Origin of the sequence: Streptomyces sp. N50, assembly GCF_033335955.1 — a bacterium.
Classification (GTDB): domain Bacteria; phylum Actinomycetota; class Actinomycetes; order Streptomycetales; family Streptomycetaceae; genus Streptomyces.
In genome coordinates this window covers 602,500-628,728 of the sequence record NZ_CP137550.1, presented here as the reverse complement: position 1 = coordinate 628,728, position 26,229 = coordinate 602,500, and the positions used below count along the sequence as shown (strand labels likewise).

The following is a 26,229-nucleotide window of genomic DNA, read 5'->3' as shown; positions in this document are numbered from 1 at the left end:
CGGGTTACGACAGGGCGCACCTCACCGACCCCGCCAGTCCAGGCACACCACCAAGGCGTCGTCGTCGGGAGTCGGTGTGCCGCGATGGCCGGTCAGCTCGCGCAGCACGGCCCGCGGTACCTCGGCGGCGGGCAGCAGCCTCGTGTGCTGGATCGCCCGCGCCAGCGCCGCGTCGCCGTAGGCCTCACCCTTGGGCGAGGCGACGGCGTACACCCCGTCACTGACGAAGAGGAGCCGGTCCCCGGGCTCGACCAGGAAGTCCTGCTCGACGTAGTCGGTCTCCTCGAACATGCCCAGCGGCAGCTGCGCGTCGAACTCGATCCGCTCCACCACTCCGTCCCGCAGCCGCATCGTCTGCGGCGATCCGGCGTCCACCACCCGGGCCCGCCCGGTGGTGAGGTCGAAGTCGAACATCAACACCGACATATGGCTACGGCCCTGGTAGTGGGCGTACACGGCCTGGTCCGCGAGCGCCGCCTGGTCGGCGAGGGGGATGCCCGCCCGGCGCGCGTTGCGCAGGGCGTTGACCGTCAGGTTCGTCAGGAGGGATGCCTCTATGCCCTCGCCCATGCCGTTCGAGGCGTAGAGCGTGAGGTGGTCGGCGGTGGCGGACCAGTCGAAGTTGTCGCCGTGGATCGCGTACGCGGGCTCCAGCTGTGCGCCCAGGTCGAACTCGGAGCGCGAGCACGAGCGGCCGGGCAGCAGCTGCCACTGCATCTCCGCCGCCAGCGTGAGCCGGTCCTTGCGCCGGGCCCGCAGATACAGGTCCGTGTCGCGCTCGGCGACCAGCACCTCGTGCCCCAACACCTCGGCCAGCTCGGTCAGTTCGGGCAGGCACTCGCGTACGTGCTCGCCGCCGGGCAGCGTCACCGAGAGTACGCCGAGACGGTCACCGCGCACGCTGATCGGCAGGTGGACGCGCACGCTGCCGTCGCCCAAGTTGCCCTCCACGAAGGCTTCTTGGGCGCCGAAGGCCCGGCCCGCCGGGGTGTTGTGCACGGAGACCGGCGGCAGGGTGTGCGGCAGGTCGGTCACCGGCTGGAGCGCGGTCAGGCCGTAGTCGGCCATGAGCAGGTCCACGGAGTCCGCTCCGTACAGCCTGCCCAGTTCGCGGCCGACGACGTCGGGCAGCTCATGGGGGGCCGCCGTGCGCAGGGCGCGCTCGACAGCCAGGAATCTGTTCACGATCGTAGGTATGCCAATCTCTCACCCGAGGCACGCGTCGCCCGCTCTGCGGTGGGCCGTACGGCCCCGGCGCCGTGTGTCGTCTCGTCCATCCGTGTCCGTTGCGCGCGCCTAGTAGGCTGGGGCCCGTCCCTGTGCCTGCGAGAGTGTGACCGTGACGTCCTTCCACCCCCGCCCCGAACCCGACGAGGTCGCGCGCGTCACCTCTACGGCCGCGGAACTGCTGGAAGTCCTGTGGGGGCGCGCCTCGACGGCGCCCGCGTCCGCCTCGCAGCTGCGGGTCCTGTTCATCCTGGAACACCACGAGGGCATCAATCTGCGCACCCTCGCCGACCACCTCGCCTCGACCCCGCCGTCGACCAGCCGGCTGTGCGACCGGCTGCAGGCCGCCGGGTTCGTCGACCGCGAGGTGAGCCCCACGGACCGGCGCGAGGTGCGTCTGTACCTCAGCAGCCTGGGGCGTTCCTTCTTGTCGGACCTGCGGGCCCGGCGCGAGCTGGCGCTCGGGGCGGTGCTGGAGCAGATGCCGGCCGCCGGGCGCAGCGCGCTCCTCACCGGCCTCGAGGCGTTCTGTGCGGTGGCCGCGGCGCAGATACACGACCACGACGACTCCTCCGGCAGCCGTACCGCCTGACCGAGCCGCCCGACAGCCGCCCGATGGGCGGCTGTCTGCTGTTCGTGGCCGGTGCACGGAGTGGCCTCCGCCGACCGGGACATCCCAGATCCTTCCCCCTGCTGCGACAACACCCGCTACTTTCTTGCCTCATGGCCATAGTTGTCAAACGGCAAGTTTCACGGGTGCCGGTGTCGACGTGTGGTCGAGCGGGGGATGTTCGGTGCAGGTTGGGAGGCCGGTCAGCCGAGTTCGGCGCCCTTGGCGGCCGCCTCGGACTCGGAGTGCGCGTCACCGGTGGCGAGCGTGCCGCCCGCGCTCTCCAGGTGCGCCCGCACGAACCACTGGAACTGCTCCAGGTCGCGCAGCTGTCCGATCAGCAGGTCCTCGGTGGCGGGGTCGATGTCGCCCGCCTCCTTGACCGCGGCCCGGACGTCCTCGATCAGCCCCGTGTAGACGAGGTTGAGCGCGCCGAGATGCGCGATGGCGTCGGCCCGCCCGATCGAGTAGTCGTCCCAGGTGCGCTCGGCCACCAGCGTGCCCGGCGTGCCCGGCGCGATGCCGCCCAGCGCGGCGATGCGCTCGGCCACGTCGTCGGCCATCTCGCGTACCTGGTCGACCTGCGGGTCGATCATCTCGTGCACGGCGATGAAGTGCGGCCCGACGACGTTCCAGTGCACGTGCTTCAACGTCAGGTGGAGATCGTTCAGCGAGTGGAGCCGCTGCCGCAGCACGCCGATCAACCGGCCCGCGGCCTCGCGCTGGATCCCGGGAACGGTGTACTTCGGGGTCAGGTCCTTGATCTCCTTGGTCATGGTTCACCTCTGGTCAGTGGGTGGAGCGTGCGGTTCCTTACCTGCTCACGGGTGCCCCTGTCCGGCGAGGTCAGACATCCCGTCGCTGAGCGATACGTCACGAATGGCCCGAGTGCCGTCCGCCGGGCAGCAGATCCTGGATCCTCGCCTTGAACCCCTGCCTGACCATGGCGGTGCCATCGCTGTCGCCCTTGAGGACGGAGGACGCGGCGGCCTCGATCTGCTCCAGGGTCGAGTGCGGCGGGAGCGGCGGTACGGCGGGGTCGGTCACGAAGTCCAGCACGCACGGCCGGTCGGCCGCGAGCGCGCTCTCCCAGGCGCCGGTCACCTCGTCCGGCTTCTCCACCCGGATGCCGGTCAGCCCCAGGGAGCGGGCGAAGTCGGCGTAGGCGACGTCCGGGATCGACTGCGAGGGCAGGAACTGCGGGGCTCCCTCCATGGCCCGCATCTCCCAAGTCACTTGATTCAGATCCCGGTTGTTCAGTACGGCGACGATCAGCCGCGGATCCGCCCACTCCTGCCAGTACTTGGCGACGGTGACCAGCTCGGCCATGCCGTTCATCTGCATCGCCCCGTCCCCGACGAGCGCGATGGCCGGCCGGTCACCGTGCGCGAACTTCGCACCGATGGCATACGGCACCCCCGCACCCATCGTGGCGAGCGTCCCCGACAGCGAACCCCGCATCGCACCGCTCAACTTCAGGTGCCTGGCATACCAGTTGGCGGCCGAACCGGAGTCGGAGGACAGGATCACATCGTCCGGGAGCAGCCCGTTGAGCGCGTGCACGACGTACTCGGGGTTGACCGGATCGGCCTCGACGGCGGCCCGCCGTTCCATGACCTCCCACCAACGGGCCACGTTGGCCTCGATCTTGACCCGCCACGACGGGTCGTCCATCTGCTCCAGCAACGGCAGCAGCCGGCGCAGCGTCGCCCCGGCGTCACCGACGAGATTCACCTCGAAGGGATAGCGCAGCCCCACCATGTGCGGATCGATGTCGATCTGCACGCCCCGCGCCTTCCCGAACTTCGGCAGGAACTGCGCGTAGGGGAACGACGAGCCGATCACCAGCAGCGAGTCGCACTCGCGCATCATCTCGTACGACGCTTTGGTGCCCAACAACCCGATGGCGCCGGTGACATAGGGCAGGTCGTCGTCCAACGCGTCCTTGCCCAGCAGGGCTTTGGCGACCCCGGCACCGAGCCGGTCGGCGACCGCCTTCACCTCCGCACGGGCACCTCGCGCACCCTGCCCGATCAAAATGGCCGTCTTTCCACCGGAGTTGAGCACATCGGCGGCCCGCCGCAGATCGTCGTCGTCCGGCACCACCGTGGAGTGCGGCATGCCCAGACTGGAGGGCACCATCTTGAAGGCGTGCTCGGGCGGCGCGTAGTCGAGTTCCTGGACGTCCAGCGGGATGATCACCGCGGTCACCGAGCGGCGCGCCATGGCGGTGCGCATGGCGCGGTCGATGACGTTGGGCAGTTGCTCCGGGACGGTGACCATCTCGCAGAAGTCGGAGGCCACGTCCTTGTACAGGCTCAGCAGATCGACCTCCTGCTGGTAACTGCCGCCCATGGCACTGCGGTTGGTCTGCCCGACGATCGCGACGACGGGGACGTGGTCGAGCTTCGCGTCGTAGAGGCCGTTGAGGAGATGGATGGCGCCGGGCCCGGAAGTGGCCACGCAGACACCGACCTTGCCGGAGAACTTGGCGTAGCCGACGGCCTCCAGAGCGGACATCTCCTCGTGCCGTGCCTGGATGAAGCGGGGGTTGTCCTCCGCGCGGCCCCAGGCGGCGAGGAGGCCGTTGATGCCGTCGCCCGGGTAGGCGAAGACATGGGTGACGTCCCACTCGCGCAAGCGCTCAAGGAGGTGGTCGGAGACCTTGGTGGTCATGGGCGGGGTCCTTCCGGTGGGGGATGTCCGTCCGGTACGGGCCTACGGGTACCCCGGAAGTCGCCGCCACGACATGCCGCGGGCCGGAAGCCTCGGCCTCCGGCCCGTTGTCCGGCCCCTGTATCTCCGACTCGTCAGTCGTCTCCTCTGACGATGTTGCCCTCGGTGAGTGTCTGCGGAGGCGGTGTCACGCTGTTGTCGTCGACGGGCGGGATACAGGTGCGTACGGCCTTCCCGCTGCGGCGACGGGCCTTCGCCCAACCGGTCTCGGGCGGCAGTTGCAGGTCTTCCTTCTTCGCGGTGCGCGCGGTCACGGCGCTTCAACTTCTCTCTCTGTGTGGAATGTGCGGTCCCTTGAGCCAACCGTTCGGGTCCCCGCCGGGCACGGACTCAAACTCCGCCGGGCCGACCCGGCACCAGGACCGTGCGATCAACTCCGGGCGAATTCCAGGAGATCGGCGTTGAACCGCTCGGCGAATTTCGGCACCATCGCCAGGCCGTGCGGAGCGCCCGGGTAGACTTTGTAGATCGCGTCCTTGACGAGCTTCGACGATTTGTCGCCGGAGGCCACGATCGGAACGATCTGGTCGTCGTCGCCGTGCACGATCAATGTCGGGACGTCGATCTTCTTGAGGTCCTCGGTGAGATCGGTCTCGGAGAATGCCTTGACGCAGTCATAAGCGCCCTTGATCCCCACGGTCATGCTCCAGAGCCAGAACTCGTCACGGGTTCCCTGGGTGACGGTCGAGTCGTCCCGGTTGGCGCCGTAGAACGCGGCACTGAGATCTTTGTAGAACTGTGAGCGGTCCGTCTCCACGCCCTTGCGGATGTCGTCGAAGACGTCGATCGGCAGCCCTTCCGGGTTCGCGTCCGTCTTGAGCATGAGCGGCGGGATCGCGCCGAGCAGGACGGCCTTGGCGACCCGGCCTGAGCCGTGCCGGCCGAGGTAGCGGGTGACCTCGCCGCCGCCGGTCGAGTGCCCGACCAGGATCACGTCACGGAGATCCAGGGCTTCGATGACCGACGCGAGATCGTCGGCGTACGTGTCGAGGTTGTTGCCGTCCCAGGGCTGACCGGAACGCCCCCCTCCACGCCGGTCGTGGGCCACGGCACGGAAGCCGTTGTCGGCCATCACCTTCAGCTGGGGATCCCACGCGTCGGCGGTCAGCGGCCAGCCGTGGGAGAAGACGACCGGCTGACCCGATCCCCAGTCCTTGTAGAAGATCTGCGTGCCGTCCGAACTGGTGGCGAAAGGCATGGTGTGTTCCTCTCGAAATGATCGAACTGATTGAGTGCGTCATTTGAGTACGTCATACGGAGATTCGACGACGGCGAAGGGTCAGCGGCGAGAGGCGACCGGAATGAGCACGTCGACCACAACACTTTAGGGGAGGCCAGGCACTTCCGCGTGTCGAGCGCATTCCCGGCCGCTTCCACCGTAACCCGGGGGTGGGGCGAAAAACGTCAGACCGTGGTTCGATCTCTCGCGCCCGTGCGATGGCTACCGTTTCGGCCATGCCAGAACTGACAGCACGGAACGTCGGCCCGTCCGGAATCGAGATCGCCTACGAACGTTTCGGTGACCCCGGGGCGCCGCCGGTCCTGCTGATCATGGGAGCGGGCGCCCAGCTGATCAATTGGCCGGAGGGATTCTGCCAGGCACTGACCGACCGGGGTCTGCACGTGATCCGCTTCGACACCCGCGACGCCGGCCGCTCGACCCACTTCCCCGAGGCACCCGTACCGGACTTCGCGGCCGCCCTGGCCGGCGACCTCTCCACGGCGTCCTACACGCTCTCCGACCTGGCGGCCGACACCGTGGGCCTGCTCGACGCCCTCGGCCTCACCGGGGCGCACCTCGTCGGCTCTTCGATGGGCGGGATGATCGCCCAGATGATCGCGATCGAGTACCCGGAGCGGACCCGCTCGCTCACCTCGATGATGTCCACGACCGGCGAGCCCGGCGTCGGGGAGGCCGACTTCTCCGTCTTCGCCGGACTGGGAGCACCGCCGCAGGACCGGGAGGCGTTCGTCCAGTGGCAGGTGCGCGCCCTGAGGCTCGCCGCGTCCCCGGGCTTCCCGTTCGACGCGACCGCCGCGGCCGAGCGGGCCGGGCGCGTCTTCGACCGGGGCTACGACGCCCTCGGCATCCAGCGTCAGGGCCTCGCGGTGGTGGCCACGGGCGACCGTACCGAACGGCTGCGGTCGCTGCGGGTGCCCACGCTGGTGGTGCACGGCGCCGACGACATCGTGTGCGACGTCAGCGGCGGTCGCGCCACGGCCGCCGCCGTCCCCGGCGCCGACCTGGTGATCCTGGAGGGAATGGGCCACAGCCTTCCGCAGGAGCTGTGGCCCGAACTCGCCGACCACATCGGCGAGTTCGTGCACCACGTGGAGACGGTGACAGCCTGAGCGTCAACCCCGGTCCGCGTCGTCGCGTGCCCACTGCGCGGCCCGGACCGTTCCCTCCTTGATGCCCTGCCGGGGGAGTTGCAGGCCGAGTGAGACCTCCAGGGCGTGGAAGTACAGCTCGAAGTCGTGGAACAGCTCGGGATGGTCCAGTTCGGCGTGGCGCAACGCCCGGTTGAGGAAGTCGAGTTGGCCGCCCCGGTAGTAGGGGGCTCGGCCCCGCTTGTACCAGATCAACTCCAGCACGCCCCGGTCGTCGTCGACGCGGCGGCCGTCGCGTACGTAGTCGAAGGTGTAGATGGCCTTCGCGGAGGTGGCGGTCAACTGCACGGTCTCCGTGACTCCGAGTCGGGCGAGAGCCGCGCTGTCGGCCTGAACGCCGTCCGGTGTGTCGTTGTACAGCAGGAACGCCCATCCGCCCGCCTCCCCGAAGCAGACGGTCTCCCAGGCGGTCTCCCAGTGGTCGCGGCCGGGGTCGTCCCTGTCGCGCAGGTCCAACAGGCGTGTCCCGGTGGCGACTTGATCCGGGTCGGCTCCGTGGAGCAGGGCGATCTGTTCGGCGCTGACGTTCTCGCCGCGGAAGAAGGTGAGGACGGTGTAGGGGTCCTGGTCGCGCCATTCGCGGGCGACCCAGGCGAAGCGCTCCAGCGGGTCACGTCCGCACGGCCCGTCCGTCCGCGTACCGTCCAGGTCGTTCATCCCGCCGTCGCGGTACCTGCTTCCCCACGCGGGGTTGATCCGGTCCAGCAAATCGGCCTGGCCGCTGACCAGATTGACGGCGGGCCCGCGGCCGGGGGAGTGGGCCACGATGTGTTCGGCGAGATCATGGACCGCCTGCTCCGCGACGAAGTACAGCACCTGGTCATGGTTCCGGGTGGCGAAGTCCTCCCGGCCCAAGCCGCGGTGACCGCGCACGGTGCCGTCCTCGTCCACCACGAGGAAGAGGTCACCGGCGTGGCTCACCCGCTGCATGTACTGGTCCCGCGATGTGCCGGTGGGCGGGAACATGGCGTCGTCGAGCAGGTCGGAGCCCGCCGCTATGGTCTGCCACGCGCGTTTGAGTGTGTCCTCCGTTGTCCGCATGGGCGTCAGTATGCAAGGGGGTATTGCTGCGGGTGCCGACGGGGGCGCCCCTCAACTCGCGGGGCAAGCAAGGTAGTTGCGGACGGGCACCCGGGGTGCCACCCAGGCACCCGAGTTGACCCGCGGTGGGGAAATTCGTTGGACAACGCCTCGGTCGGCAGCCAGCGTTGTCGGAATGGGACAGGAGACGCTTTGGGACGCCGACGCCGCCCAGCGCTATGACACGCCCGGTACCGGCATGTTCGCGCCCGGCACGCTGGGGCCGGTCGTGGACCGCCTCGCGCATCTCGCCGGCGACGGGGCCGCGCTGGAGTTCGCCATCGGGACCGGGCGGGTCGCCGTGCCGCTCGCCGAGCGTGGAGTGCCGGTCACCGGGATCGAGTTGTCGGAGCCGATGGTGGAGCGACTGCGCGCCAAGGCCGACGAGGCGACGATCCCGGTCGTCATCGGGGACATGGCGACCACCGTCGCGCCCGGGACGTACAGCCTCGTCTATCTCGTCTACAACACGATCTCGAACCTGCTCACCCAGGCCGAGCAGGTCGAGTGCTTCCGCAACGCCGCCCGGCATCTCACGCCCGGCGGACGGTTCGTGATCGAGCTCTGGGTACCGGAGTTGCGCACACTTCCGCCGGGGCGGCAGGCCACAGTCTGGCGGACCGACTCCGACTACATCGGCCTGGACACCTACGACGTCCTGCGGCAGCACGCCGTGTCGCACCACTTCCGGATCGACGGGACCGAGCAGGCGCGGCTGTACCGCAGCCCGCACCGTTACATCTGGCCGGCCGAACTCGATCTCATGGCCCAGCTGGCCGGGTTCGAGCTGGAGAGCAGGCATGAGGACTGGTCCGGCGGCGAGTTCACCGCCGAGTCGCGCGACCACGTCTCCGTCTACCGCGTGCCGCCGACGCCGTAGCCGCCTCAACTGGGCGGTGCGAAGGGGTACTTACGGCACTTGTGCCCCACCCGCCGCGCCGTCCGGGGCGTCCGTCAGAGGGATACGGGCGGTGATGCGCTTGCCGACGGGTTCGCGCTGTGCCTCGAAGCCCCACGCCACGGCCCGTACGATCTCCAGGCCGTGCTGCCCCACCCGTTGGGCGTCGGCGGCACGGGCGACCGGGAGCACCGGGTCGGAGTCCCACACCTCCACCTCGACCAGGGAATCGACGATCCGCAGATCCATCAGCACCGGTCCGGGCGCGTACTTACGGGCGTTGGTGACCAACTCGCTGACGACCAGCTGTGTGAGATCCATGGCACGGGCCGACACCGGCAGCCCGTATTCGGTCTGGGCCCGGGTGAGGAACGCGGCGGCCAGCCGACGGGCTTCGGCGATGCAGGAGCCGTCCCCGTCCAGCGCCACGGTCGACCGCAGGGCCCGGGCCTGCGGCGCCGCGTCGTCGTCCTCCGATGAATCTGGTTCCATCCGGATCGTTTCACCGCCTTCCGCGTGCCCGGCGCATACCCCGTGAAGCAACGCGCACTCCGTCGATCTCCGCCGGGTCCAGCGGAGAGCTCCACCGGACACAAGCATCAACCGTACGATGCGGGGCAGCACTTCGGATGAAATTCCTGATCCGTAGCGCTCACCGACTTGTGTATGAGGACAGATGGTGGACACCGAACACGCGGGGCAGCCGGGGCGGTTGTCGGTCAGGACCGACGTCGTCGACGGCACCTTGGTCGTGGCTGTTGCCGGAGAGATCGACCAGGAGACGGGCGGCTCACTGAGGGAGGTGCTGGAGCTGCCGGAGGGCGCCGCACCGCGCGTTGTCATCGACCTGCGCGAGGTCTCCTTCATGGACTCCAGCGGCATCAACATTCTCATCGCCGTGCAGACCACTCTCGCCGAAGCGGGCGGTTGGCTGCGGCTCGCCGGGGCCGCCCCACCCGTGCTGCGCATCATCCAGCTCGTCGGCATCGACGGATTCATCGGCTGCCACCCGACGGTCCAACAGGCCCTGGAAAGCTGACGGTTGGTGGGGAGAGCGTGCTGAGTGTCGGGGCTGCCGTGAAATCCGCTGGCGGGTTGTCAGGACTCGGTGATAGGCACTCCGGGTGACAGAGATCCTGGAGTTCCCCGTCCTGCTGCGGCTGATCGACGAACGGTCGGTCGCGTTCCGGGCCGCCGTCGCCTCCGCGCCGAGCCTCGACGCACAGGTGCCGACCTGCCCGGAGTGGACGCTGCGCGACCTCGTGGAGCACTTGGGCGGGGTACAGCGCAGCTGGGCCGCAATCGTCGCCGCCGGGCCCGCCGACGCCCGCCCCGACGTGACTGTCTCGGAGGCGCCCCAGGAGCGCGCCGCGCTGCTGGCCTGGTCGGCCGAGTCCACGGAGCAACTCCTGGGTTCGCTGCGGGAGTTCGGCCCGGATCGCGGCTGCTGGACCTGGTGGGGCGATTCGCAGTCCCCGCAGACCTCCGGCGCCGTGGCCCGGCACCAGGTCCAGGAGGCCATGGTGCACGCCTACGACGCCCAGATCACCCTCGGTGCCCCGCGGCCGCTGCCGGACGAGGCGGCACTCGACGGCGTCGACGAGTTCCTGTCCACCTGCTGCGCCGGCACGGACCCCTGGCCGCACGAGCCCGCCGCCGTCGAGTACCACGCCACGGAGGGCCGTTCCTGGCGCCTCGCGCTCTCCGCCGACGGCGCCCGGGCCACCGAACTCCCCGTGCCTGCCACCGGGACCGGACAGGACGCGGCCGGCGCCACCCTCCAGGGCACGGCCGGTGAGCTGGTCCTGGCCCTGTACGCCCGGATCCCGGTCAACTCCCTGAAGGCGGACGGCGACCCGCGTCTCTTCGACCTGCTCCTGGCCTGGGACCCGAGCGCGTAGGCCGTCACGAGCGGGGCGCCTCCTACGCCCCGCTCGTGATCGCGGCCAGTTCGAGGTCGAGCGCCGGGGCTATACCGCTGACGTCGCGACCGACTCTTTTCCGCACCCTCCGTACAAAGTTCGCTGCCTTCTCCGCGGGCAGCCACACGCGCGCGCCGGACGGTGACACGAGGATCACCTCGACGCCCGCGAGCGGCCCCGGCGCGGGTCGTACGGTGATGTCCCCGTCGCCCGCCGGGAACATCAGCCCCAGCGCGAGCAGTTCCCAGGCGAAGGTCCAGGTGACCTCCATACCGTCGGGCCCGAGCAGCACCAGGCGCACCGCCAGACAGTCGTCCGGCCGGTACACCAACTCCGCCGCGACGATGGCTCCTTCGTCGTCCGCCAGCGCCACGAACCCGGTCGTGCCGACCCGCAGCGGAACACCGCCCGTGCGCTCCGTCACGACACCAACTCCCTTTCCCCGGGCGCGCTTTCGCCCGAGGAGGCGCTGAACGTCCGCCGCCCGTGTGAGGCACCGGGGGAGTCCAGGAGGCGTACGGCCGCCATGGCCTCCTCCACCGTGCGGGTGCCGGTCAGCACGCACAGGGTGTAAGCGGCGTTCTGGAGGGGGACGGCGACGGCCATGTCCGCGTCGGCCGCGAGCGCCAGATAACGGTCGACCGCCTGTTGCAGTACTGCCGGGTTCGGCACGATCACGTCAGGCCTCCACGTTCTCGGCGGAACCCGGACTCGTCGACACGCGGTCGCGACAAGAGGGAAAGGGCACGATGACACTCCTCGCACGGGAAGAAAGCGTGCCTGCTTGCCGAAGCACTGGACTGCGCACGCTTGTGCCCCGTCCGTAGGGTCCGAAACGGATACCTGCCCGCGCGATGTGCCTTGCCCCGTCCGGAAGTTCAGGCGGGTTCGGGGACCGGGCCGAGACGCACGCTCGCCACCGCCCTGATGTACGGCCAGGGTGTCGTGAGCGCCCACACGCTGACGGCTGATGTGGGTGCGGGGCCTGCCGGCCGGTCGTAGAGATCGGCGAACAGGTCCCGCATCATTGCTAGTTGCTAGTTGCTAGTTGCGACGGCCTGCCTGACCGTGGCTGACCGAGTCCTGGTCCCCTGTGCCGGAGGCCGGCCCGGAGGTGTCGGAACCGGTGCTGCCCGGGGTTTCCTGGGCGCGGTCGGCGTGGCCCGGCCACCAGGCGGCGTGGCCGATCAGGGCGGTGAGGCTCGGCGTGAAGAACATCGCCATGACGAAGGCGGCGACGGCGATGCCGAAGGAGACCGCGAAACCCATCTCCGTGAGCAACGCGTTGCCGGCCAGCATCATCGTGGCGAAGGTCGCCGCGAGGATGAAACCGGCCGCGGCCACGGTCGGTCCCGCGTGCCGTAGCGCCATGCTCGCCGCCTCGCGCGGATCGCGGCCCTCGCGGGCCTCCTCGCGGAGCCGGGCGATCATGAGGATGTTGTAGTCCGTGCCGATGGCGACCACGAAGAGATACATGATCACCGGGAGCATGAACATCAGCCCCGGGTGTCCCTGAGCGTCCTGGAAGATCCAGACGGTCGCGCCGAGAGTCGCGCCGAAGCCGAGTCCCACCGAGGCGATGAGGTACCACGGTGCGACCACACTGCGCAGGAGCAGTCCCAGGATCAGCATGATCAGCAGGGCGGCGACGGGGAACACGGTCCGGTAGTCGTGGTTGACCGCCGCGTTGATGTCCTTGTAGATCGAGGACATGCCGCCGACCAGCGCCTCGGTGCCGTCGGGCGCCGAGGAGTGCGCGACGTCCCGCACCCGGCCCACGGCGTCGATCGCCTTCTCCGTGGACGCCTCGTACTTCAGCGTGACGGTGAAGTCCGCCGTGGTGCCGTCCTTGTTGACCTGGCTCATCCGGGCGTTCGCGACACCGTCGACGGCACCGAGCTTCTCCGCGTAGGCGGTGAAGGCGGACCTGTCGAGCGGCTTGCCGTCGGTGCTGGAGAGGTAGACGTCGGTGGGGGCCGCGGCGCCCGCCGAGTACGCCTTCTGCATCTCGTCCTGGACGACCATCGACTCCTTGGTCTTGGGCATGGAACCCGAGGCCAGGTCGAAGGTGGCCTTGTAGCCGAGGGTGCCCAGCGACAGCGCGACGAGGACGAGCCCGGAGAGCGCGGCCGTCAGCGCGGGGCGGCGCTGCACACCGCGGCCGAGGGCGGCGAACCGGGCGTTCTGCGGCTCCTGTTGCCAGGACTTGGAGGGCCAGAAGACCTTCGGCCCGATCAGCGACACCACGGCCGGGATCAGGGTCAGGCCCGCGATCAGGGTGACGGTGACCGAGATGGCCAGCGCCGGACCCATCTGCTTGAGGAAGCCCAGCGTGGACAGCACCAGTGCGAGGAACGCGATGATGACCGCGCCGGCGGCCGAGGCGATGGCCTCGCCGACCCGGGCGACCGCGTTGACCATGGCCTGCTTCGGCTCGTCACCCGCCCGCAGCCGTTCCCGGTACCGGAACATCAGGAACAGGAAGTAGTCCGTGCCCACGCCGAACAGCACGACGATCAGGATCGACGAGACGGAACTGTTGGCCTGGAGACCGAACAGCTTTGTGGCGTACGCGATCAGGCCGTTGGCGATGGACGCCACCACACCGATCAGGACCAGGGGAAGGAACGCGAGGATCGGCGCCCGGAAGATGATCAGCAGGGTCACCAGGATGATGAGGAAGGTCCCGATGCCGATCAGCGCCTCGCCGCGCTTCGAGGAGTCCTGCTGGTCGAGGGCCTGCGCGGCGGAACCGCCCAGCTTCACATCGAGGTCCGTGCCCTTGGCCAGCTGCTTGACGTCGTCGCGCAACACCTTCGCGGCGTCCGCCTGCACCGGCTGACCGGCCTTCTTGCTGTCCATCTGAACCAGGGTCATGGTGTACCTGCCGTCCTTGGACGGCGGGCCGGGGACCACCTTCTGCACCTGGTCGATGTGCTTCTTGCCCAGCTCGGTCGTGATCCGGGAGACATCCTTCTTGTCGGCGGCGGTCAGCTTGCCGCCGTCGGTGCGCTGGTACAGCGCGATCGCGGACGGCGTGAAGGCGCTGGGGAACGCCTTCACCTGCAGATCCGCCGCTTTGATGGACTCGTAACTCTTGGGCAGGAAACTGCTCTCGTCACTGTTGGAGGGCAGGCCGGGCGCGGTGGCGACGATCGCCACCGCGGCGATCAGCCAGGCCACGATGGTCCAGACGGGATGTCTGACGACCCCGGTGCCTATACGTCGAAACATGCGGGAGGTCCTCCTGGGAAGGAAGATCACCGCAGCCCGGGGAGCGGACCCCGGCATCGGCGACCCCGACCGGTCCTCACCCGTGGGGCCGGTCGAACGGTTGTCTGTGGTCTTGTCATATCGGTCAGGCGTGAAGATTCATAACACACGCATTGTCTTGGCACAGGTCCGCACGAACGGGTGGTTGTCTGTGACCCGCCCTCCTCCACCACGTTGTGCCGCTGGGCGGCACGCTCGCCGCTTCCGGAGACCGCCCACCCGGCGGGTGCGAGGAGAGGAAATCATGGGAGCAACGAAGTGGTCCACGGCTTTTGGAGCCGCGGGACTGGTCCTCGTGACCGTCGCGGGATCGGCCACCGCCCAGGGGCGGGCGCCGCGCGCACACCTGGCCGGACGCGTCGTCCTCACCAACACGGACAACGGCCGGACGGTGCCCGCGAGTTCGGGCGGTGATGTCGAGATCCGGCTCACCCACACCCGTGGGCGCGGATTCACCTACACCTGGACCGCGCCGGAGTCCGGCAACTCCGCGGTGCTCGGGCATGCTTCGGACGCCACGTACCCGTCGGGAGACGCCACCGCCGTCTTCCACGCGGCATCCGCCGGCGCCGCCACCGTCACCGCGCAACGCCGCTGCGTCCCCGACCCCGGCAGCCTCTGCCCCCTGCTCGTCGAGACCTGGAAGGTGACGATCGAGGTGAAGTGACCCGGCGGTCGGTCGCGTCGGTAGGGTGATTCCGGAGGTGGGTCAAGTGACGGACAGCGTGCGGGAGTTGAGCGAGCCGCCGGAATCGACGACCGTGGTGGTGATCGGCGCGGGCCCGGCCGGACTCACTGTCGCGAACCTGTTGCGGCGCGGCGGGATCGACTGCGTCGTCCTGGAACGGCGGACCCGCGAGTACGTGGCACAGCGCCAGCGGGCCGGCATCGTCGAGACCCGCGCCGTGCGCATGTTCGACTCCTGGGGCCTGGCCGACCGCGTCCTGGGCGGCGTCCCGCACGACGGCATCCTGGAGCTCCGGGTCGACGGCGAGACGCATCTCGTGAACGACTACGACGGCTCCGAGGGTCCTACGGCCCGCCTCTGCCCCCAGCAGATGCTGGTCCAGAAGCTCACCGCCGCGTACCTGGAGGACGGCGGAGACCTGCGCTTCGAGGCCGCCGACGTCTCCCTGCACGACCTCACCGGGGACCATCCCACCGTCCGCTACCGCACGGCGGACGGCGGTCTCCGTACGATCACCTGCTCCTTCGTCGCGGGCTGCGACGGCGACCACGGCGTCAGCCGCGGCGCGGTCCCCGACGGAGCGCTCACGCCGTACGCCTTCGATCACGGGATCGGCTGGCTGACGGTCATGGCCGACGCGCCGCCGCCCGCCCACCCGCTCCTGGCCGTCAGCCCGCAGGGCTTCGCCGCGCACTTCCCGCGCGGCCCGTACGCCAGCCGCTACTACCTCCAGTGCCCGCCGGACGACCGTCCCGACGCGTGGTCCGACACCCGTGTCTGGGACGCGCTGCGCACCCGGCTCGGCGACCCGGCCCTCGTCTCCGGCCCGATCACCGACCGCGAGATCTTCCGGCTCCGCAGCCTGGTCCACGACCCGATGCAGTACGGCCGTCTCTTCCTCGTCGGCGACGCGGCACACATCGTCTCGCCGATGGGCGGCAAGGGGATGAACCTCGCTCTCTACGACGCCGACCTCTTCGCCCGGGCCGTACGGGACGCCGTCCGCGACCAGGACGACACCGCGCTGCGCACCTACTCGGAGCGGTGTCTGCGCCGCGTCTGGAGCGACCAGGAGTTCTCGCACTGGATGACGCGGATGCTGCACGACGCCGGTGATGCCACCAACTCCGGTCCCTTTCACCGTAGTTTGGCCCGCGCCCGGCTCGACCGGCTCTTCACGTCCGCTGCCGCGGCCGGCGCCTTCTCCGAACTCATGACGGGCATGGACTTCGGAGAGGGCGCCGGGCCGCAGCCGCGTTGAGGCGTTACACCGTAAGGCCGTTGACGGTCAGGTGCCGGGCGAAGAAACGGACCGCGCTGTCCGCCTCGAACCTGGGCAGCTCCTTGTGGCCGCCCGAGTTGACGTGCAACGACTTCTCCTTCGAGGCGAAGGCGTCGAACAACGCGAGACCCGTCGGGCGCGGGATGTGCTCGTCGTCCCACTGGAGCGCGAACTCGATCGGTACCGTGATCCGCCGCGCCGACTCGGCGAGGGACTCGTCGTACCAGAAGAGGCCCAACACCGCGGCGGTGATGCGGGGTTCAGCCGCCGTCAGCGGTACCCCGATCGCGGTGCCCATGTTGAGGCCGTAGTAGCCGACGGGTCCTCCGGCGCCGATCTCCGGGAGTTCCTGGAGGGCGTCCAGGGTCGCCAGCCACTCCGGTACGGCACGCTCCGCGAGGTGGGCGTTGTAGCGGACGACGATCTCGCCGACCGGTTCGCCCGCCGCCATCTTCCGTTGCATCAGGGCGATTTCGCGCTCGTCGTGCGGTGTGCGCGGTCGGTCGCCGTGGCCGGGGGCGTCGATGGTGGCGACGTGGAAGCCGCCGCCGTTCACGAGGCGCTCCGCACGGCCCGCCATGGCCGGTGCCTTGCTGTGGTTGCCGCCGCCGTGGCCCATCAGGACCAAGGGAGCGCGTACAGAGGCGGCGGCCGCAGGCGACCAGAGCGCGCCGGTGACCTCGCCGACGGCGAAGTCGCGGACGAGGACACCGTTCGACGATGTCTCAGCGGTGAAGTGCAGTGAATGCTGGGAGAGTTCCATGGTGTTGCCTTTCGGGATCGCCTTGGTGTGAGGCGCTCCCGGCGACACCTATGCCGCTGGCCCAACCGTGGAGAAGAGGGGGAGCACCCACCTGGATACTGCGTTCATGGGTCTCACCTCCTCATGCGGTGTCACGGCCAACGGCAAGGTAGCAGCACGGTTGTCGTCGCTGCCAGCGCTTTTCCGTCTCGGCACTGCTGCATGCGCGTACATCTAATGTTCTTGACATCTTCCCGGCCCGACGCCCAAGGTTGAGGCGATCGTTCCCGGACGGGTGGAGGCCCCGATGCGCGTACGCGACGCCGTACCCCACGGTGCCGTCCCGGGCGCGTGGCTGATCATCCGGCGGCACGTCGACTACTGCCGTACCGCCTCCGCCGTCTGTCCTTCCGCACGCCCCTGACCCCTGTCGGCCTCCTCGGGCCGACCGTCTCGACGTGTTCTCGGAAGGAACTCCCATGTCCGGCCCCGCCCTGCGGCTCGCCCTCGAAATCGACGGCGACGGCGCCCATCCCGCGGCCTGGCGCCGCGCCGCCCACTCTCCCGACCAGCTGTTGAGCCCGCGCCGGGTGGCCCGTGTCGCCGCCGCCGCGGAGAACGCCGGGTTCACCCTGCTCACCCTGGACGACGGCGCGCTCCCGCCCGGTACCGGCCCCGACGTGGTCGGCCGGATCGGCGCGGTGGAGCGGGCCGCGTTCATCGCCGCGTCGACGAGTGTCGTCGGCATCGCGCCGGTCGTGCCGCTCACCTACGCCGAACCCTTCCACGTATCAAGCCAGTTGGCGTCCCTGGACCACATCTCCATCGGACGCGCCGGGTGGGTGGTGAGCGAGGAGGCGCGGCCCGAGGCGGCCTCAGTGTGGGGGCGCCCGCTCGTCGACGGGACCGTGGCCCGCGCCCGTGAGTCGCGTGACGGGGTCGAGGTGGTCCGCGAGCTGTGGGACTCCTGGGAGGACGACGCGGTCATCCGCTCCGTCGCCACCAGCCGCTACCTCGACCGCGACCGGCTGCACTACGTCGACTTCACCGGCGACACCTACACGGTGAAGGGCCCGGCGATCGTGCCACGTCCACCACAGGGCCAACTCGTCGTGCTCGGCAGCCCGGAGCGCGTCCCCGCCGACCAACTCGACGTGGCCTTCGTCGAGGGCCGTGACCTCACCGCCGTCACCGCGAGCGCGTCCGCCGCCGGAACACCGCGCACCTTCGCCGAGGTCGAAGTCGCCCTCGACACCGCCCACGCCACGGCCGAGGAACGCGTCGAGGATCTTGAGCGGCACGGGTCTTGGAGCGACCGGGGACGCCTGCGCCACATCGGCTCCGCCGCCGGACTCGCCGTGCTGCTGCGGGAGTTGAGGGGCGTGGTGGACGGAGTGCGCCTGCACCCGCTGGTGTTGGACGAGGATCTCCCGGAAGTGTCCCGGCTCGTCCTGCCCCATCTCTTCGAACGACGGGACGCCGTACGCCCGTTGGCCGGCGCGTCCCTGCGCACCCACCTGGGCCTGGACCGGCCCGCCAACCGCTACGCCGTCGCGGCAGCCGCGCAGGAGGACGTCCGATGACCCGCACCGACCCCCTCGACGTCCCCCGCCCCGACGCCCAGCTCCACTTCGGCGTCTTCTTCCAGGGCGTCAACCACTGGACCGTCTGGTCGGACCCGGCCAGCGGCTCCCAGATCGACCCCGCCAACTTCCGGCGCGTCGCGCAGACCGCCGAGCGGGGCCTGTTCGACGCGTTCTTCCTGGGGGAGGGGCTGCGGCTGCGCGAGGTCGACGGTCGGATCCACGACCTCGACGTCGCCGGACGGCCCGACGCCATCACCCAACTCGCCGCGCTGGCAGCGGTGACGGACCGGATCGGTCTCGTCAGCACGTCCAACACCACCTTCAACGAAGCCGCCGACCTCGCCCGTCGTCTGTCCGGCCTCGACCTGCTCTCCGAGGGGCGGGCCGGCTGGAACGTGGTGACCACCGACAACGCCTGGACCGGCGCCAACTTCCGTCGCGGCGGCTACCTCGACCACGCCGACCGCTACCGCCGCGCCGAGGAGTTCCTCACCGTCGCCCGAGCGCTCTGGGACAGCTGGGCGGACAAGGCCGTGGCCGGCTCGGCCGACGCCCCGGCCTGGGCGGCACCCGGCGCCGTACGCCAAGTCCGCCACCAGGGACCGCAGTTCGACGTCGACCTCGCACCCACCCTGCCGCGCAGCGCCCAGGGACACCCGGTGATCTTCCAGGCCGGGGACTCCGGCGAGGGCCGGGACTTCGCGGCCCGCAACGCCGACGTCATCTTCTCCGCGCACGGCAACGACTTCGACGACGCGCTCGCCTTCGCCGACGATCTGCGGCGCCGGCTGAGGGCCGTCGGCCGACCCGACGACGACCTGCGCATCCTCCCCGGTACCGAGATCATCATCGGCGCCACGGAGGAGGAGGCCCTGGAGAAGAAGCGCTGGATCCGTCTCCAACAGGTCACGCCCGCGACCGCGTTGGGCATCGCCGGACTCCTGTGGGGCATCGACCTCTTCGGCCGCGACGCCGACGGGCCGTTGCCCAAGGAGGACCCGGTCGTCGCCGAGAACGACGGTTCCTTCGGCGCACGGCGCATCGCCGATCCCCGCCAAGTGGTCGCCGAATGGCGGGAGAAGGCCGACGCCAACCGCTGGTCCCTGCGCGAGACCGTCATCGCGCTCGGCCCCCAGCGCGGCCACGTCGGCACCCCGGAGGGCCTGGCCGACAAGTTCGCCCACTTCGTCCGGCACGGCGCCGTCGACGGCTTCAACGTCACGCCGTATCTGATCCCCGACGGCCTCGACGACATCGTCGACCACCTCGTCCCCGCACTCCAGGAACGCGGTGTCTACCGCACGGACTACACCGGTACGACCCTGCGCGAGCACCTGAACCTGCGCGCACCCCTCACCCACCGCACCGCCACGGCCTGACCCCCTGACATCGCGGACGCGGTGCCCACCGTCCCCCTGTGTCCGGTGGCCACCGCGCCCGGGCCGTCCCGGCCGGCGCCGCCGTGACCCCCACGGCGACCGTCACAAACGATGGCGGCGAGGGGCGCATGGCGGCAATGAATTAGAAACCCCTCTAAGAGGTCATTTTCACCTTGAGTGCGGCGTTCTGGGTTGGTTTGTCCTGCCTCTCAGTGTGTTGCTGGTGAGTCTGTGGAGGCTGTTCTTCCTGACGAGGCTGGCGGCGTGGCGGATGGGGTGGAGGTCTGTTTATGCCTGTCTCATTCCACGGCGCCCGGGTCTGTCCCGTGCTTCGACGCGGCAGGATGCACGCCTGGGCGCACGCCCCCGAGTGGCGGTATGCCCAGGTCATGACGGACCGCCGTGCGTATCCGAGTGACCTGTCCGATGCCCGCTGGGAGTTGATCGAGCCGGTGCTCTCCGCCTGGCGCTTCGAGCGCCGCGGCCGGGCCCTGGACTTCGGCCGGCCGCCACGGCATGACCTGCGCGAGATCATGAACGCGATCCTGTACGTGGACCGCACCGGCTGCCAGTGGGCCTACCTCCCGCACGACTTCCCGCCCTGGCAGTCGGTCTACGGCTACTTCGCCAAGTGGCAGAAGGACGGTGTCTTCGCCCAGCTCAACGGTCTGCTGCGGGAGTTGGTACGACAGCAGGAAGGCCGCAGTGCCGCCCCGTCCGCCGGCGTGATCGACGCGCAGAGCGTCAAGACCTCCACGAGTGTCCCCGCGAAAAGTCAGGGCATCGACGCGGGCAAGAAGATCGTAGGCCGCAAGCGCAGCATCATCACCGACACCCTCGGCCTGCTGCTGGCAGTCCTGGTCACGGCAGCGGGCGTCCAGGACTCCACAGCCGGACGCACCCTCCTGGAACAGGCCGCCGCCGACCATCCCGGCCTGCGCAAGGTCTGGGTCGACGGCGGCTACCGCAAGCACTTCGTCGAGCACGCCGCCACCCTCGGCATCGACCTCGAAATCGTCCAACGCGCCCCCGGGACCAGGGGATTCACCCCGATCCCGAAACGCTGGACCGTCGAGCGGACCTACGGCTGGCTAATGCTGCACCGCCGCCTGGCCCGTGACTACGAAACCCACCCGCACCGCTCCGAAGCCATGATCCACGTCGCCATGACCGACCTGATGGCCCGCCGCCTCACTGCAGAGAACACCATCTCCTGGCGAGACCCGACATCAGTACACCAAAGCCGCATCCATGGATGAAACAGCAGAATGAAACGACCTCTAATCGGCACCGGGAAGGTTTGCCCGGTCACCGCTCGTCAAGCAGGCGCAGGCCCAGCGGAGTTGCGGAGTGCCGTACGAACTGGCCCTGGCGGTGGCTGGCGATCAGGCCTCCGTCGCGCAGCACGCCGAGCTGGTAACTGGCGCTGGGCAGCGCGATGTTGGCCGCCGTCGCCACCTCGGACGTCGTACGCGCTCCGTGGCTGGCCAGATCCGCCAGGACGACCGTCCGGGTGCGGCCCAGCAGCCGCTCCAGCCCGTCCCTGCTCGCCCGGACGATCTCCAGAGGCTGTTTGGCGACCGGGTAGACGAGCACCGGCCCGAGCGTGGGGTCCGCCAGGGCGGTCGGCCTGCGCCAGCAGAAGTACGACGGGATGAGCAGCAGACCACGCCCCTCAAGGTGCAGCTCGCGGTCGACGGGATAGTCCACCTCGAGGACCGGAGCGTGCCAACGGGCGTGCGGGCGCAGCGCGTTGAGCAGCGCGGAGGTGCCGCCGTCGAGGAGCGCGCGCGTCCGCAGCTCGACGTCGTCGCCGACGGCCGTCTGGATGCGGGGCCAGTACGGTTCGAGCAGCGTCTTGCAGGACAGCTCCAGGGCCCGCGCCAACGTCCCCAGGGCCTTGGCGCCCGGTCTGTCGAGGGTGGACACCCAGGACGGCAGCGGACGCGACTCGGCGAGCCGGGACAGCTCACTGGTCAGTCGAGTGCGGGAGGTGGCCCGCACCTGGTCGAGGCCGACGGCCAGCCCGCCGCCCGTGACCGACGGCGTGAGGAAGTCGGGGATGTACCCCACCGGAGGAATCAACGTCTGTAAGGGCAACAGGGCCCGCCTGGCCCGCGGATCCTTCGCGAGCCCCTCGCGCACCGACCGGCGCCAGTGCCCGAACTCCAGCGCCCCTTGCCGCGCGTCCAACCGGCAGACACCGCACACGAGTTCCCAGAGAGCGTGGGGCTGGCGGGCCACCCGGATGCTCTGCAGGTCCTCAGAGGTGAAGTGGATACGGAGCATGCGGCCTCTTTCCCGCGCGTCGTCCGTGCGCAGTGTCGGTGGGGGGTGCGGCCGCGCGGGAACCAGCGCGTCATCAATGGGGACGACTGAGGGGTGCGCATGGTTGTCGAAGGGGGAGACGGATGGTCGTACCGTGCGTCGGCGAGCAGCCGGGCTCAGCGAGCCCGGCTGCGGCCTGGCGGTGCCGTGGCTGCGGCCGGGGCGACGGTCAGGCCACTCCTCCCCGCTCACGGGGTGTCTTCTGCCCGGCCTCGATGGACACTTGCAGCCGGTTCTCCGCCGGCGGCAACGGGCAGGTGGCCAGATCGGTGTAGGCGCAGGGCAGGTTCGTCGCGCGGTTGAAGTCCAGGACGACCGTGCCGTCGGCGTCGGGCGGGGCCAGCGCGAGGGCCCGGTTCGCGGCGTACGTGGTCACCCCGGAGGTGGCGTCGGTGAAGAGGACCAGCAGTCCGCCCGGCCCCCGTCCGGGGAACGCGGTCAGGGCCAGCGACTGCCCGTCCAGCTCGAACTCGACCCGGCCCGGCGCGTCGTACACGTGCTCCAGCCCCTCGACCGCCGCGCCCACGGTCGTCGGACGCGGCGTCTCGAAGGTCGTGTACCGTCCCCGGACCACCCAGCGGGGATCCGGCGCGTAGGCGGGCGTACCGGCGAAGCCGGTGCGCAGCGGCGCGTCCGGATGCCGGGGCCGCACGATGTCGTTGCCGCCCCGCTTGGCCACCTCGATCACGGCATCTCCCCAGACCGCGTTCACCCCGCCCCGCTCGGGCAGCACACCGAAGCGGTGCTCACCCCGCACCGGCGTTCCGTCCACGACGAGTTCCTCACCCTCGCCGAGGGCTACGGCGACCCCGTCGGCGTCGGTCCACCAGGCGCCGGGCGCGTCCGGGAAGCGCTGCGGCCGGTCGTCGAGCCAGTGCAGCCCGGTGATCGCCAGGAATCCGTGCGGAGCGGCGAGTCGTTCCTCCTGCCCGCGGTACCACTCCAGCCAGTCCTGGGTGAAGGCCTGGAGGTCGGTCGTGGTCAGGTCAACGGTCATGGTCGTCGCTCCTTCGTCGTGCGGGGCCCGGCCTCGAAGCGGGGTCGTACCAGTGCCAACCCCGGCCGCCCGGCGGGGGATTCCGGCCCATGTGTGACAGCTTCATGTCGGGCCGGACCAGGAGCGGACCACCGCGCGCTCCTCCGCTCCCCGTACCACCCGGCGGACCACCGTCCACCCGTACGTGGGACGGCATTGTTCGATTTCCAGCCGCTAGCATTTCCTTCACGTCGAGCCATGAAATTGCATGACGGGATTTCATGCGTGGTTTTGTCGAACGGAGAGGGTTCGTCTCTGATGCAGAACTTCACGAACGGAATGTCCGCCAACCACATCCCGGGAACATGGGTGAAGAGCCGCATGTCCGAAGCGAACGGCATGTGCGTCGAGCTGGCCGCGCTGCCCCGCGGCGGAGTGGCCGTACGAAACTCGACCGATCCCGGCGGACCCGCGCTGATCTTTACCGCCGAGGAGATGAGCGCATTCCTCGACGGGGCGAAGAAAGGGGAGTTCGACGGTCTCGGTACTCTCAACTAGGCGTCGGAGTACATAAGTTCGGGCAACTCCTCCGGCCCGGGCGTGTCATCATGTGAAGGTGACTGCCCCTTGTGAGGAGAAGGCGTGTCCCCGGATCCGATTCCGATCAATCGTCTGGCCCGGCATACGGCCGGGCCGGACACGACAAAGACGGCGGCCACCATCATGCTCGGCCTCGCCGTCAGGGATGTGCGCGACGAGGCCGGTCTGACGCAGAAAGAACTGGCGAAGGCCACCCACGTTTCGAACTCGACCATCAGCCGCCTGGAGAATGCCGATTTCACGCCCGAGCGGCGCACGGTCGAAGCGGTGATGACATATCTGGAACTCGACGGGCCGGCACGGAACAAATTGTCGATGTTGTTGTCCCGCGCCCAGGAACCGGAATGGTTCCAGAGCAGATTCGACGACTGCACCCCCGACTACCTGCGGCGGCTCCTCGGCCTCGAATCCGTCGCCATCGGGCTCACCACGTACGACGTACGCCTGGTGTCGGGCCTGCTGCAGACACCGGAGTACGCGAGCTGCATCCTGCGCACGGGTCTGCACCTCACGGAGTGGGACGGCCCCGAGATGGAGCTCAGGGTCGCCATGCGCCGGGAGCGGCAGGAGCGGGTGTTCGGCCAGGCCGAGCCGCCGCGCTGCGTGTTCCTCATGGACGAGTCCGTCCTGCTGCGGCGGGCCGGCTCGGACCAGGTGATGCGTGACCAGATGCTCCACCTCCGGGAGATGGCCCGACTCCCGCACATCACCGTCCGGTTCGTGCTCCTCGACCGGATGATCGCGGGCAACGAGGCGTCGATGGCGGGCGGCATGGCCCACCTCCAGTTCGGCCGCGGCGGCCTGCCCGACCTCGTCTACGTCGAGGGCTACCGCAAGGCCGACTACTACAACAAGCCCGCGCTGAGCGCCGAGGAGCGGGCGAAGCCCTGGCCGACGAAGGAGAACGACTTCGAGCGGCACCTCCAGCTCCTGCTGCGCATCCAGGGCGAGGCGTGTGCCTCGCCCATGGAAAGCCGGCGCATGCTGGACGAGGCCGTCGCGCGGTACTCCTAGTCGCTGTCCGTGAGTTGGGCCAGGCCTATCGCCGGGGCGGCACTTTCCCCAGCCCGCCGTACTCCGTCCACTCGATGCTGCGCCGGCGCTGCTGGAGCTCGGAGTCGGGCCGCCAGTCGGTCACGTCGACGAGTCCCGGGTCCTCCACGACGAGCCTCTCGAAGATCTCGTCCACGTCCGCCTTCTCCCGGACCCTGCCCCAATTGCCCCCGGTCTGGACCCGCATGAGCTCGGTGACGTCGTCGCGGACCTTGGCGTCGTCGCTCACGAGCTGGCACAGGACGACGAAGCTGCCCGGGACGAGCTGGTCTACGACCCTCTCCACAAAGGCCTTTGGGCCGGCGCTGTCCGGCAGGCAGTGCAGTACGGAGATGAACAGGGCGGCCGCCGGCTCGGTGAAGTCGATGAGCCGGGTGAAGTCCGGGTGGCCGAAGATGGTGTCGGTGTCGGTCATGTCGGCCGACAGGATCGCCGTGTTGTCGTTCTCGTTCAGCAGGGACTGGCCCAGCGACAGGACCACGGGATCGTTGTCGATATAGACGACGTGGGACTCGGGATCGACCTCCTGCGCGATCTGGTGCACATTGCGCTGCGTGGGAAGGCCCGAGCCGAAATCGATGAACTGCCTTATCCCGTGCTGCTCGGCCAGCACTCTGACCACGCGCTGGAGGAACCACCGGTTGTTCAGCGCGATCTCACGCGAGGTGGGTGCCACCTCCAGCAATAACTCGCAGGCATTCCGGTCTGCTTCGAAGTTGTTGCTGCCACCCAGCAGCCAGTCGTACATCCGCGCCGCGCTGGGCAACGACAGATCGACATGATTGTGCTCCACCAACGGCCCGTCCCCTCGCCGAATCCGCCCCATCCGAAGTGGAGTTGCCCATCCTAGGAGGGCGGCATACGGCGGCACCACCGCTGGTTCGGGTGAACCGTGGCGCGGGTTGGCGGAAGGTGGCGGATAGGAGCGTCCGCGAGGAGACCGCGTACGCCGGGAGGGATGCCGGCAGGGTCAGGGATGCCTCAAGGGCGCCTCCGTACCGATGAGTTGGGGGAACGTCCGCCGCGCTGCGGCGAGAGCCGCCTCGACCGCGGACGGCTCGACGCCCATCAACTCGGCCGCCTCGGCCAGGGAGAAGCCCAGTCGGCGGCACAACACCACGCTGTCCGCGCAGGCGTTGGGGAGCCGCTGATAGAGCATGGCCAGGACCGGGTCCTGAATTGCCGCACGCTCGCCCCGCCGTTCTACCTGACGGCGGAGCTCTTCCCAGACCTCGGCCGCGGGGCAGGGCTGCCACATCAGCCACTGCCAGCGTTCGTGGGTGGACACCAGCGTGGCCTCCACGACAGCCGTGGAACGGGCGACGGCGGACAGCCGAGCCCTGGCGTAGAGCGTGTAGCGGGGGCGGTTCCGTTCGGCGAAGGCCGCGAAACCGAGGTCCGCGATCACCGGATCAACCGCCGATGACGGGGAGTCGATCCAGGTACGCAATGCCGCGA

28 protein-coding genes are annotated in these 26,229 nt (G+C 69.6%); 12 read left to right on the top strand and 16 right to left on the bottom strand.

Annotation, left to right across the window (positions count from 1 at the left end):
* Positions 1 to 21 precede the first annotated feature (21 nt).
* Entirely contained in the window at positions 22 to 1,185 is a 1,164-nt protein-coding gene (locus R2B38_RS47360) for a PP2C family protein-serine/threonine phosphatase (protein ID WP_318022397.1), read from the bottom strand.
* Between the two features lie 148 nt (positions 1,186 to 1,333).
* Here R2B38_RS47360 and R2B38_RS47355 point away from each other — a divergent pair, with 148 nt between their 5' ends.
* Complete coding sequence (locus R2B38_RS47355; protein ID WP_318022396.1) at positions 1,334 to 1,819, top strand: MarR family transcriptional regulator; 486 nt, start codon at positions 1,334 to 1,336, stop codon at positions 1,817 to 1,819.
* Between the two features lie 221 nt (positions 1,820 to 2,040).
* Here the strand turns inward: R2B38_RS47355 and R2B38_RS47350 are convergent, their stop codons facing one another.
* From R2B38_RS47350 to R2B38_RS47335, 4 genes are all read right to left on the bottom strand, one after another.
* Positions 2,041 to 2,613 (bottom strand): Dps family protein, encoded by a 573-nt coding sequence (locus tag R2B38_RS47350; protein WP_318022395.1) that lies wholly within the window; start codon positions 2,611 to 2,613, stop codon positions 2,041 to 2,043.
* A 97-nt stretch (positions 2,614 to 2,710) separates the two neighbouring features.
* The gene (locus R2B38_RS47345; protein ID WP_318022394.1) at positions 2,711 to 4,513 is read right to left on the bottom strand and encodes a thiamine pyrophosphate-requiring protein; all 1,803 of its coding nucleotides are present in this window, start codon (positions 4,511 to 4,513) and stop codon (positions 2,711 to 2,713) included.
* Between the two features lie 134 nt (positions 4,514 to 4,647).
* Positions 4,648 to 4,827, bottom strand: a complete 180-nt coding sequence (locus tag R2B38_RS47340; RefSeq protein ID WP_318022393.1) for a hypothetical protein — start codon at positions 4,825 to 4,827, stop codon at positions 4,648 to 4,650.
* A 116-nt stretch (positions 4,828 to 4,943) separates the two neighbouring features.
* Positions 4,944 to 5,771, bottom strand: a complete 828-nt coding sequence (locus R2B38_RS47335; RefSeq protein ID WP_033280987.1) for an alpha/beta fold hydrolase — start codon at positions 5,769 to 5,771, stop codon at positions 4,944 to 4,946.
* Positions 5,772 to 6,028: 257 nt separating this feature from the next.
* Here R2B38_RS47335 and R2B38_RS47330 point away from each other — a divergent pair, with 257 nt between their 5' ends.
* Positions 6,029 to 6,925 carry an alpha/beta hydrolase gene (locus R2B38_RS47330; protein ID WP_318022392.1) on the top strand — a complete coding sequence of 299 codons (897 nt, stop codon included), beginning with the start codon at positions 6,029 to 6,031 and terminating at the stop codon, positions 6,923 to 6,925.
* Between the two features lie 3 nt (positions 6,926 to 6,928).
* Here R2B38_RS47330 and R2B38_RS47325 read toward each other — a convergent pair whose 3' ends face one another.
* Positions 6,929 to 8,005 (bottom strand): hypothetical protein, encoded by a 1,077-nt coding sequence (locus tag R2B38_RS47325; RefSeq protein ID WP_318022391.1) that lies wholly within the window; start codon positions 8,003 to 8,005, stop codon positions 6,929 to 6,931.
* Positions 8,006 to 8,180: 175 nt separating this feature from the next.
* Between R2B38_RS47325 and R2B38_RS47320 the strand changes: the two genes are divergently transcribed.
* Positions 8,181 to 8,924 (top strand): class I SAM-dependent methyltransferase, encoded by a 744-nt coding sequence (locus R2B38_RS47320; protein WP_318022390.1) that lies wholly within the window; start codon positions 8,181 to 8,183, stop codon positions 8,922 to 8,924.
* A 30-nt stretch (positions 8,925 to 8,954) separates the two neighbouring features.
* Here the strand turns inward: R2B38_RS47320 and R2B38_RS47315 are convergent, their stop codons facing one another.
* Positions 8,955 to 9,434: an ATP-binding protein gene (locus tag R2B38_RS47315; protein WP_318022389.1), complete on the bottom strand. Its 480-nt coding sequence runs from the start codon at positions 9,432 to 9,434 to the stop codon at positions 8,955 to 8,957.
* 184 nt (positions 9,435 to 9,618) lie between these two features.
* Here R2B38_RS47315 and R2B38_RS47310 point away from each other — a divergent pair, with 184 nt between their 5' ends.
* Together R2B38_RS47310 and R2B38_RS47305 are read left to right on the top strand one after the other, a co-directional pair.
* On the top strand, positions 9,619 to 9,981 hold the full coding sequence (locus R2B38_RS47310) for an STAS domain-containing protein (protein WP_318022388.1): 363 nt from the start codon (positions 9,619 to 9,621) through the stop codon (positions 9,979 to 9,981).
* Between the two features lie 85 nt (positions 9,982 to 10,066).
* Positions 10,067 to 10,843, top strand: coding sequence for a maleylpyruvate isomerase family mycothiol-dependent enzyme (locus R2B38_RS47305; protein WP_318022387.1), 777 nt, complete (start codon positions 10,067 to 10,069; stop codon positions 10,841 to 10,843).
* A gap of 22 nt (positions 10,844 to 10,865) precedes the next feature.
* Here the strand turns inward: R2B38_RS47305 and R2B38_RS47300 are convergent, their stop codons facing one another.
* From R2B38_RS47300 to R2B38_RS47285, 4 genes are all read right to left on the bottom strand, one after another.
* Positions 10,866 to 11,288 carry an SsgA family sporulation/cell division regulator gene (locus R2B38_RS47300; protein ID WP_318022386.1) on the bottom strand — a complete coding sequence of 141 codons (423 nt, stop codon included), beginning with the start codon at positions 11,286 to 11,288 and terminating at the stop codon, positions 10,866 to 10,868.
* Positions 11,285 to 11,542: a DUF5133 domain-containing protein gene (locus R2B38_RS47295; RefSeq protein ID WP_318022385.1), complete on the bottom strand. Its 258-nt coding sequence runs from the start codon at positions 11,540 to 11,542 to the stop codon at positions 11,285 to 11,287. The genes R2B38_RS47300 and R2B38_RS47295 overlap by 4 nt, the downstream gene beginning before the upstream one ends.
* Positions 11,543 to 11,742: 200 nt before the next feature.
* Positions 11,743 to 11,892: a hypothetical protein gene (locus R2B38_RS47290; protein ID WP_318022384.1), complete on the bottom strand. Its 150-nt coding sequence runs from the start codon at positions 11,890 to 11,892 to the stop codon at positions 11,743 to 11,745.
* 16 nt (positions 11,893 to 11,908) lie between these two features.
* Positions 11,909 to 14,098: an MMPL family transporter gene (locus tag R2B38_RS47285; RefSeq protein ID WP_318022383.1), complete on the bottom strand. Its 2,190-nt coding sequence runs from the start codon at positions 14,096 to 14,098 to the stop codon at positions 11,909 to 11,911.
* Positions 14,099 to 14,381: 283 nt separating this feature from the next.
* Between R2B38_RS47285 and R2B38_RS47280 the strand changes: the two genes are divergently transcribed.
* A complete protein-coding gene (locus tag R2B38_RS47280) occupies positions 14,382 to 14,804 on the top strand; it encodes a hypothetical protein (RefSeq protein WP_318022382.1) in 423 nt (140 codons plus the stop codon).
* Between the two features lie 46 nt (positions 14,805 to 14,850).
* Positions 14,851 to 16,086, top strand: coding sequence for a 4-hydroxybenzoate 3-monooxygenase (locus R2B38_RS47275; protein ID WP_318022381.1), 1,236 nt, complete (start codon positions 14,851 to 14,853; stop codon positions 16,084 to 16,086).
* 4 nt (positions 16,087 to 16,090) lie between these two features.
* Here R2B38_RS47275 and R2B38_RS47270 read toward each other — a convergent pair whose 3' ends face one another.
* Positions 16,091 to 16,870 carry an alpha/beta hydrolase gene (locus tag R2B38_RS47270; protein ID WP_318022380.1) on the bottom strand — a complete coding sequence of 260 codons (780 nt, stop codon included), beginning with the start codon at positions 16,868 to 16,870 and terminating at the stop codon, positions 16,091 to 16,093.
* Between the two features lie 458 nt (positions 16,871 to 17,328).
* Here R2B38_RS47270 and R2B38_RS47265 point away from each other — a divergent pair, with 458 nt between their 5' ends.
* The 3 genes from R2B38_RS47265 to R2B38_RS47255 all read left to right on the top strand — a co-directional run bounded on the left by R2B38_RS47265 (position 17,329) and on the right by R2B38_RS47255 (position 21,073).
* Entirely contained in the window at positions 17,329 to 18,432 is a 1,104-nt protein-coding gene (locus R2B38_RS47265; protein ID WP_318022379.1) for an LLM class flavin-dependent oxidoreductase, read from the top strand.
* Entirely contained in the window at positions 18,429 to 19,814 is a 1,386-nt protein-coding gene (locus tag R2B38_RS47260) for an NtaA/DmoA family FMN-dependent monooxygenase (protein ID WP_318022378.1), read from the top strand. Before R2B38_RS47265 ends, R2B38_RS47260 begins: the two co-directional genes overlap by 4 nt.
* 389 nt (positions 19,815 to 20,203) lie before the next feature.
* Positions 20,204 to 21,073, top strand: coding sequence for an IS5 family transposase (locus tag R2B38_RS47255; protein ID WP_318021532.1), 870 nt, complete (start codon positions 20,204 to 20,206; stop codon positions 21,071 to 21,073).
* Positions 21,074 to 21,122: 49 nt separating this feature from the next.
* Here R2B38_RS47255 and R2B38_RS47250 read toward each other — a convergent pair whose 3' ends face one another.
* Both R2B38_RS47250 and R2B38_RS47245 read right to left on the bottom strand, forming a co-directional pair.
* A complete protein-coding gene (locus tag R2B38_RS47250) occupies positions 21,123 to 22,103 on the bottom strand; it encodes a helix-turn-helix transcriptional regulator (RefSeq protein WP_318022377.1) in 981 nt (326 codons plus the stop codon).
* A gap of 208 nt (positions 22,104 to 22,311) precedes the next feature.
* Positions 22,312 to 23,139, bottom strand: a complete 828-nt coding sequence (locus tag R2B38_RS47245; RefSeq protein WP_318022376.1) for a DUF1684 domain-containing protein — start codon at positions 23,137 to 23,139, stop codon at positions 22,312 to 22,314.
* A gap of 237 nt (positions 23,140 to 23,376) precedes the next feature.
* On the opposite strand from R2B38_RS47245, the gene R2B38_RS47240 reads away from it, so the two are divergent.
* Positions 23,377 to 23,676, top strand: a complete 300-nt coding sequence (locus R2B38_RS47240; protein WP_411978627.1) for a DUF397 domain-containing protein — start codon at positions 23,377 to 23,379, stop codon at positions 23,674 to 23,676.
* An 84-nt stretch (positions 23,677 to 23,760) separates the two neighbouring features.
* Complete coding sequence (locus R2B38_RS47235) at positions 23,761 to 24,732, top strand: helix-turn-helix transcriptional regulator (RefSeq protein WP_318022375.1); 972 nt, start codon at positions 23,761 to 23,763, stop codon at positions 24,730 to 24,732.
* A gap of 25 nt (positions 24,733 to 24,757) precedes the next feature.
* On the opposite strand, the gene R2B38_RS47230 is transcribed toward R2B38_RS47235, so the two are convergent.
* Both R2B38_RS47230 and R2B38_RS47225 read right to left on the bottom strand, forming a co-directional pair.
* Positions 24,758 to 25,597 carry an SAM-dependent methyltransferase gene (locus R2B38_RS47230; RefSeq protein WP_411978626.1) on the bottom strand — a complete coding sequence of 280 codons (840 nt, stop codon included), beginning with the start codon at positions 25,595 to 25,597 and terminating at the stop codon, positions 24,758 to 24,760.
* Between the two features lie 144 nt (positions 25,598 to 25,741).
* Positions 25,742 to 26,221 (bottom strand): sigma factor-like helix-turn-helix DNA-binding protein, encoded by a 480-nt coding sequence (locus R2B38_RS47225; RefSeq protein ID WP_318022373.1) that lies wholly within the window; start codon positions 26,219 to 26,221, stop codon positions 25,742 to 25,744.
* Between the last annotated feature and the right edge of the window lie 8 nt (positions 26,222 to 26,229).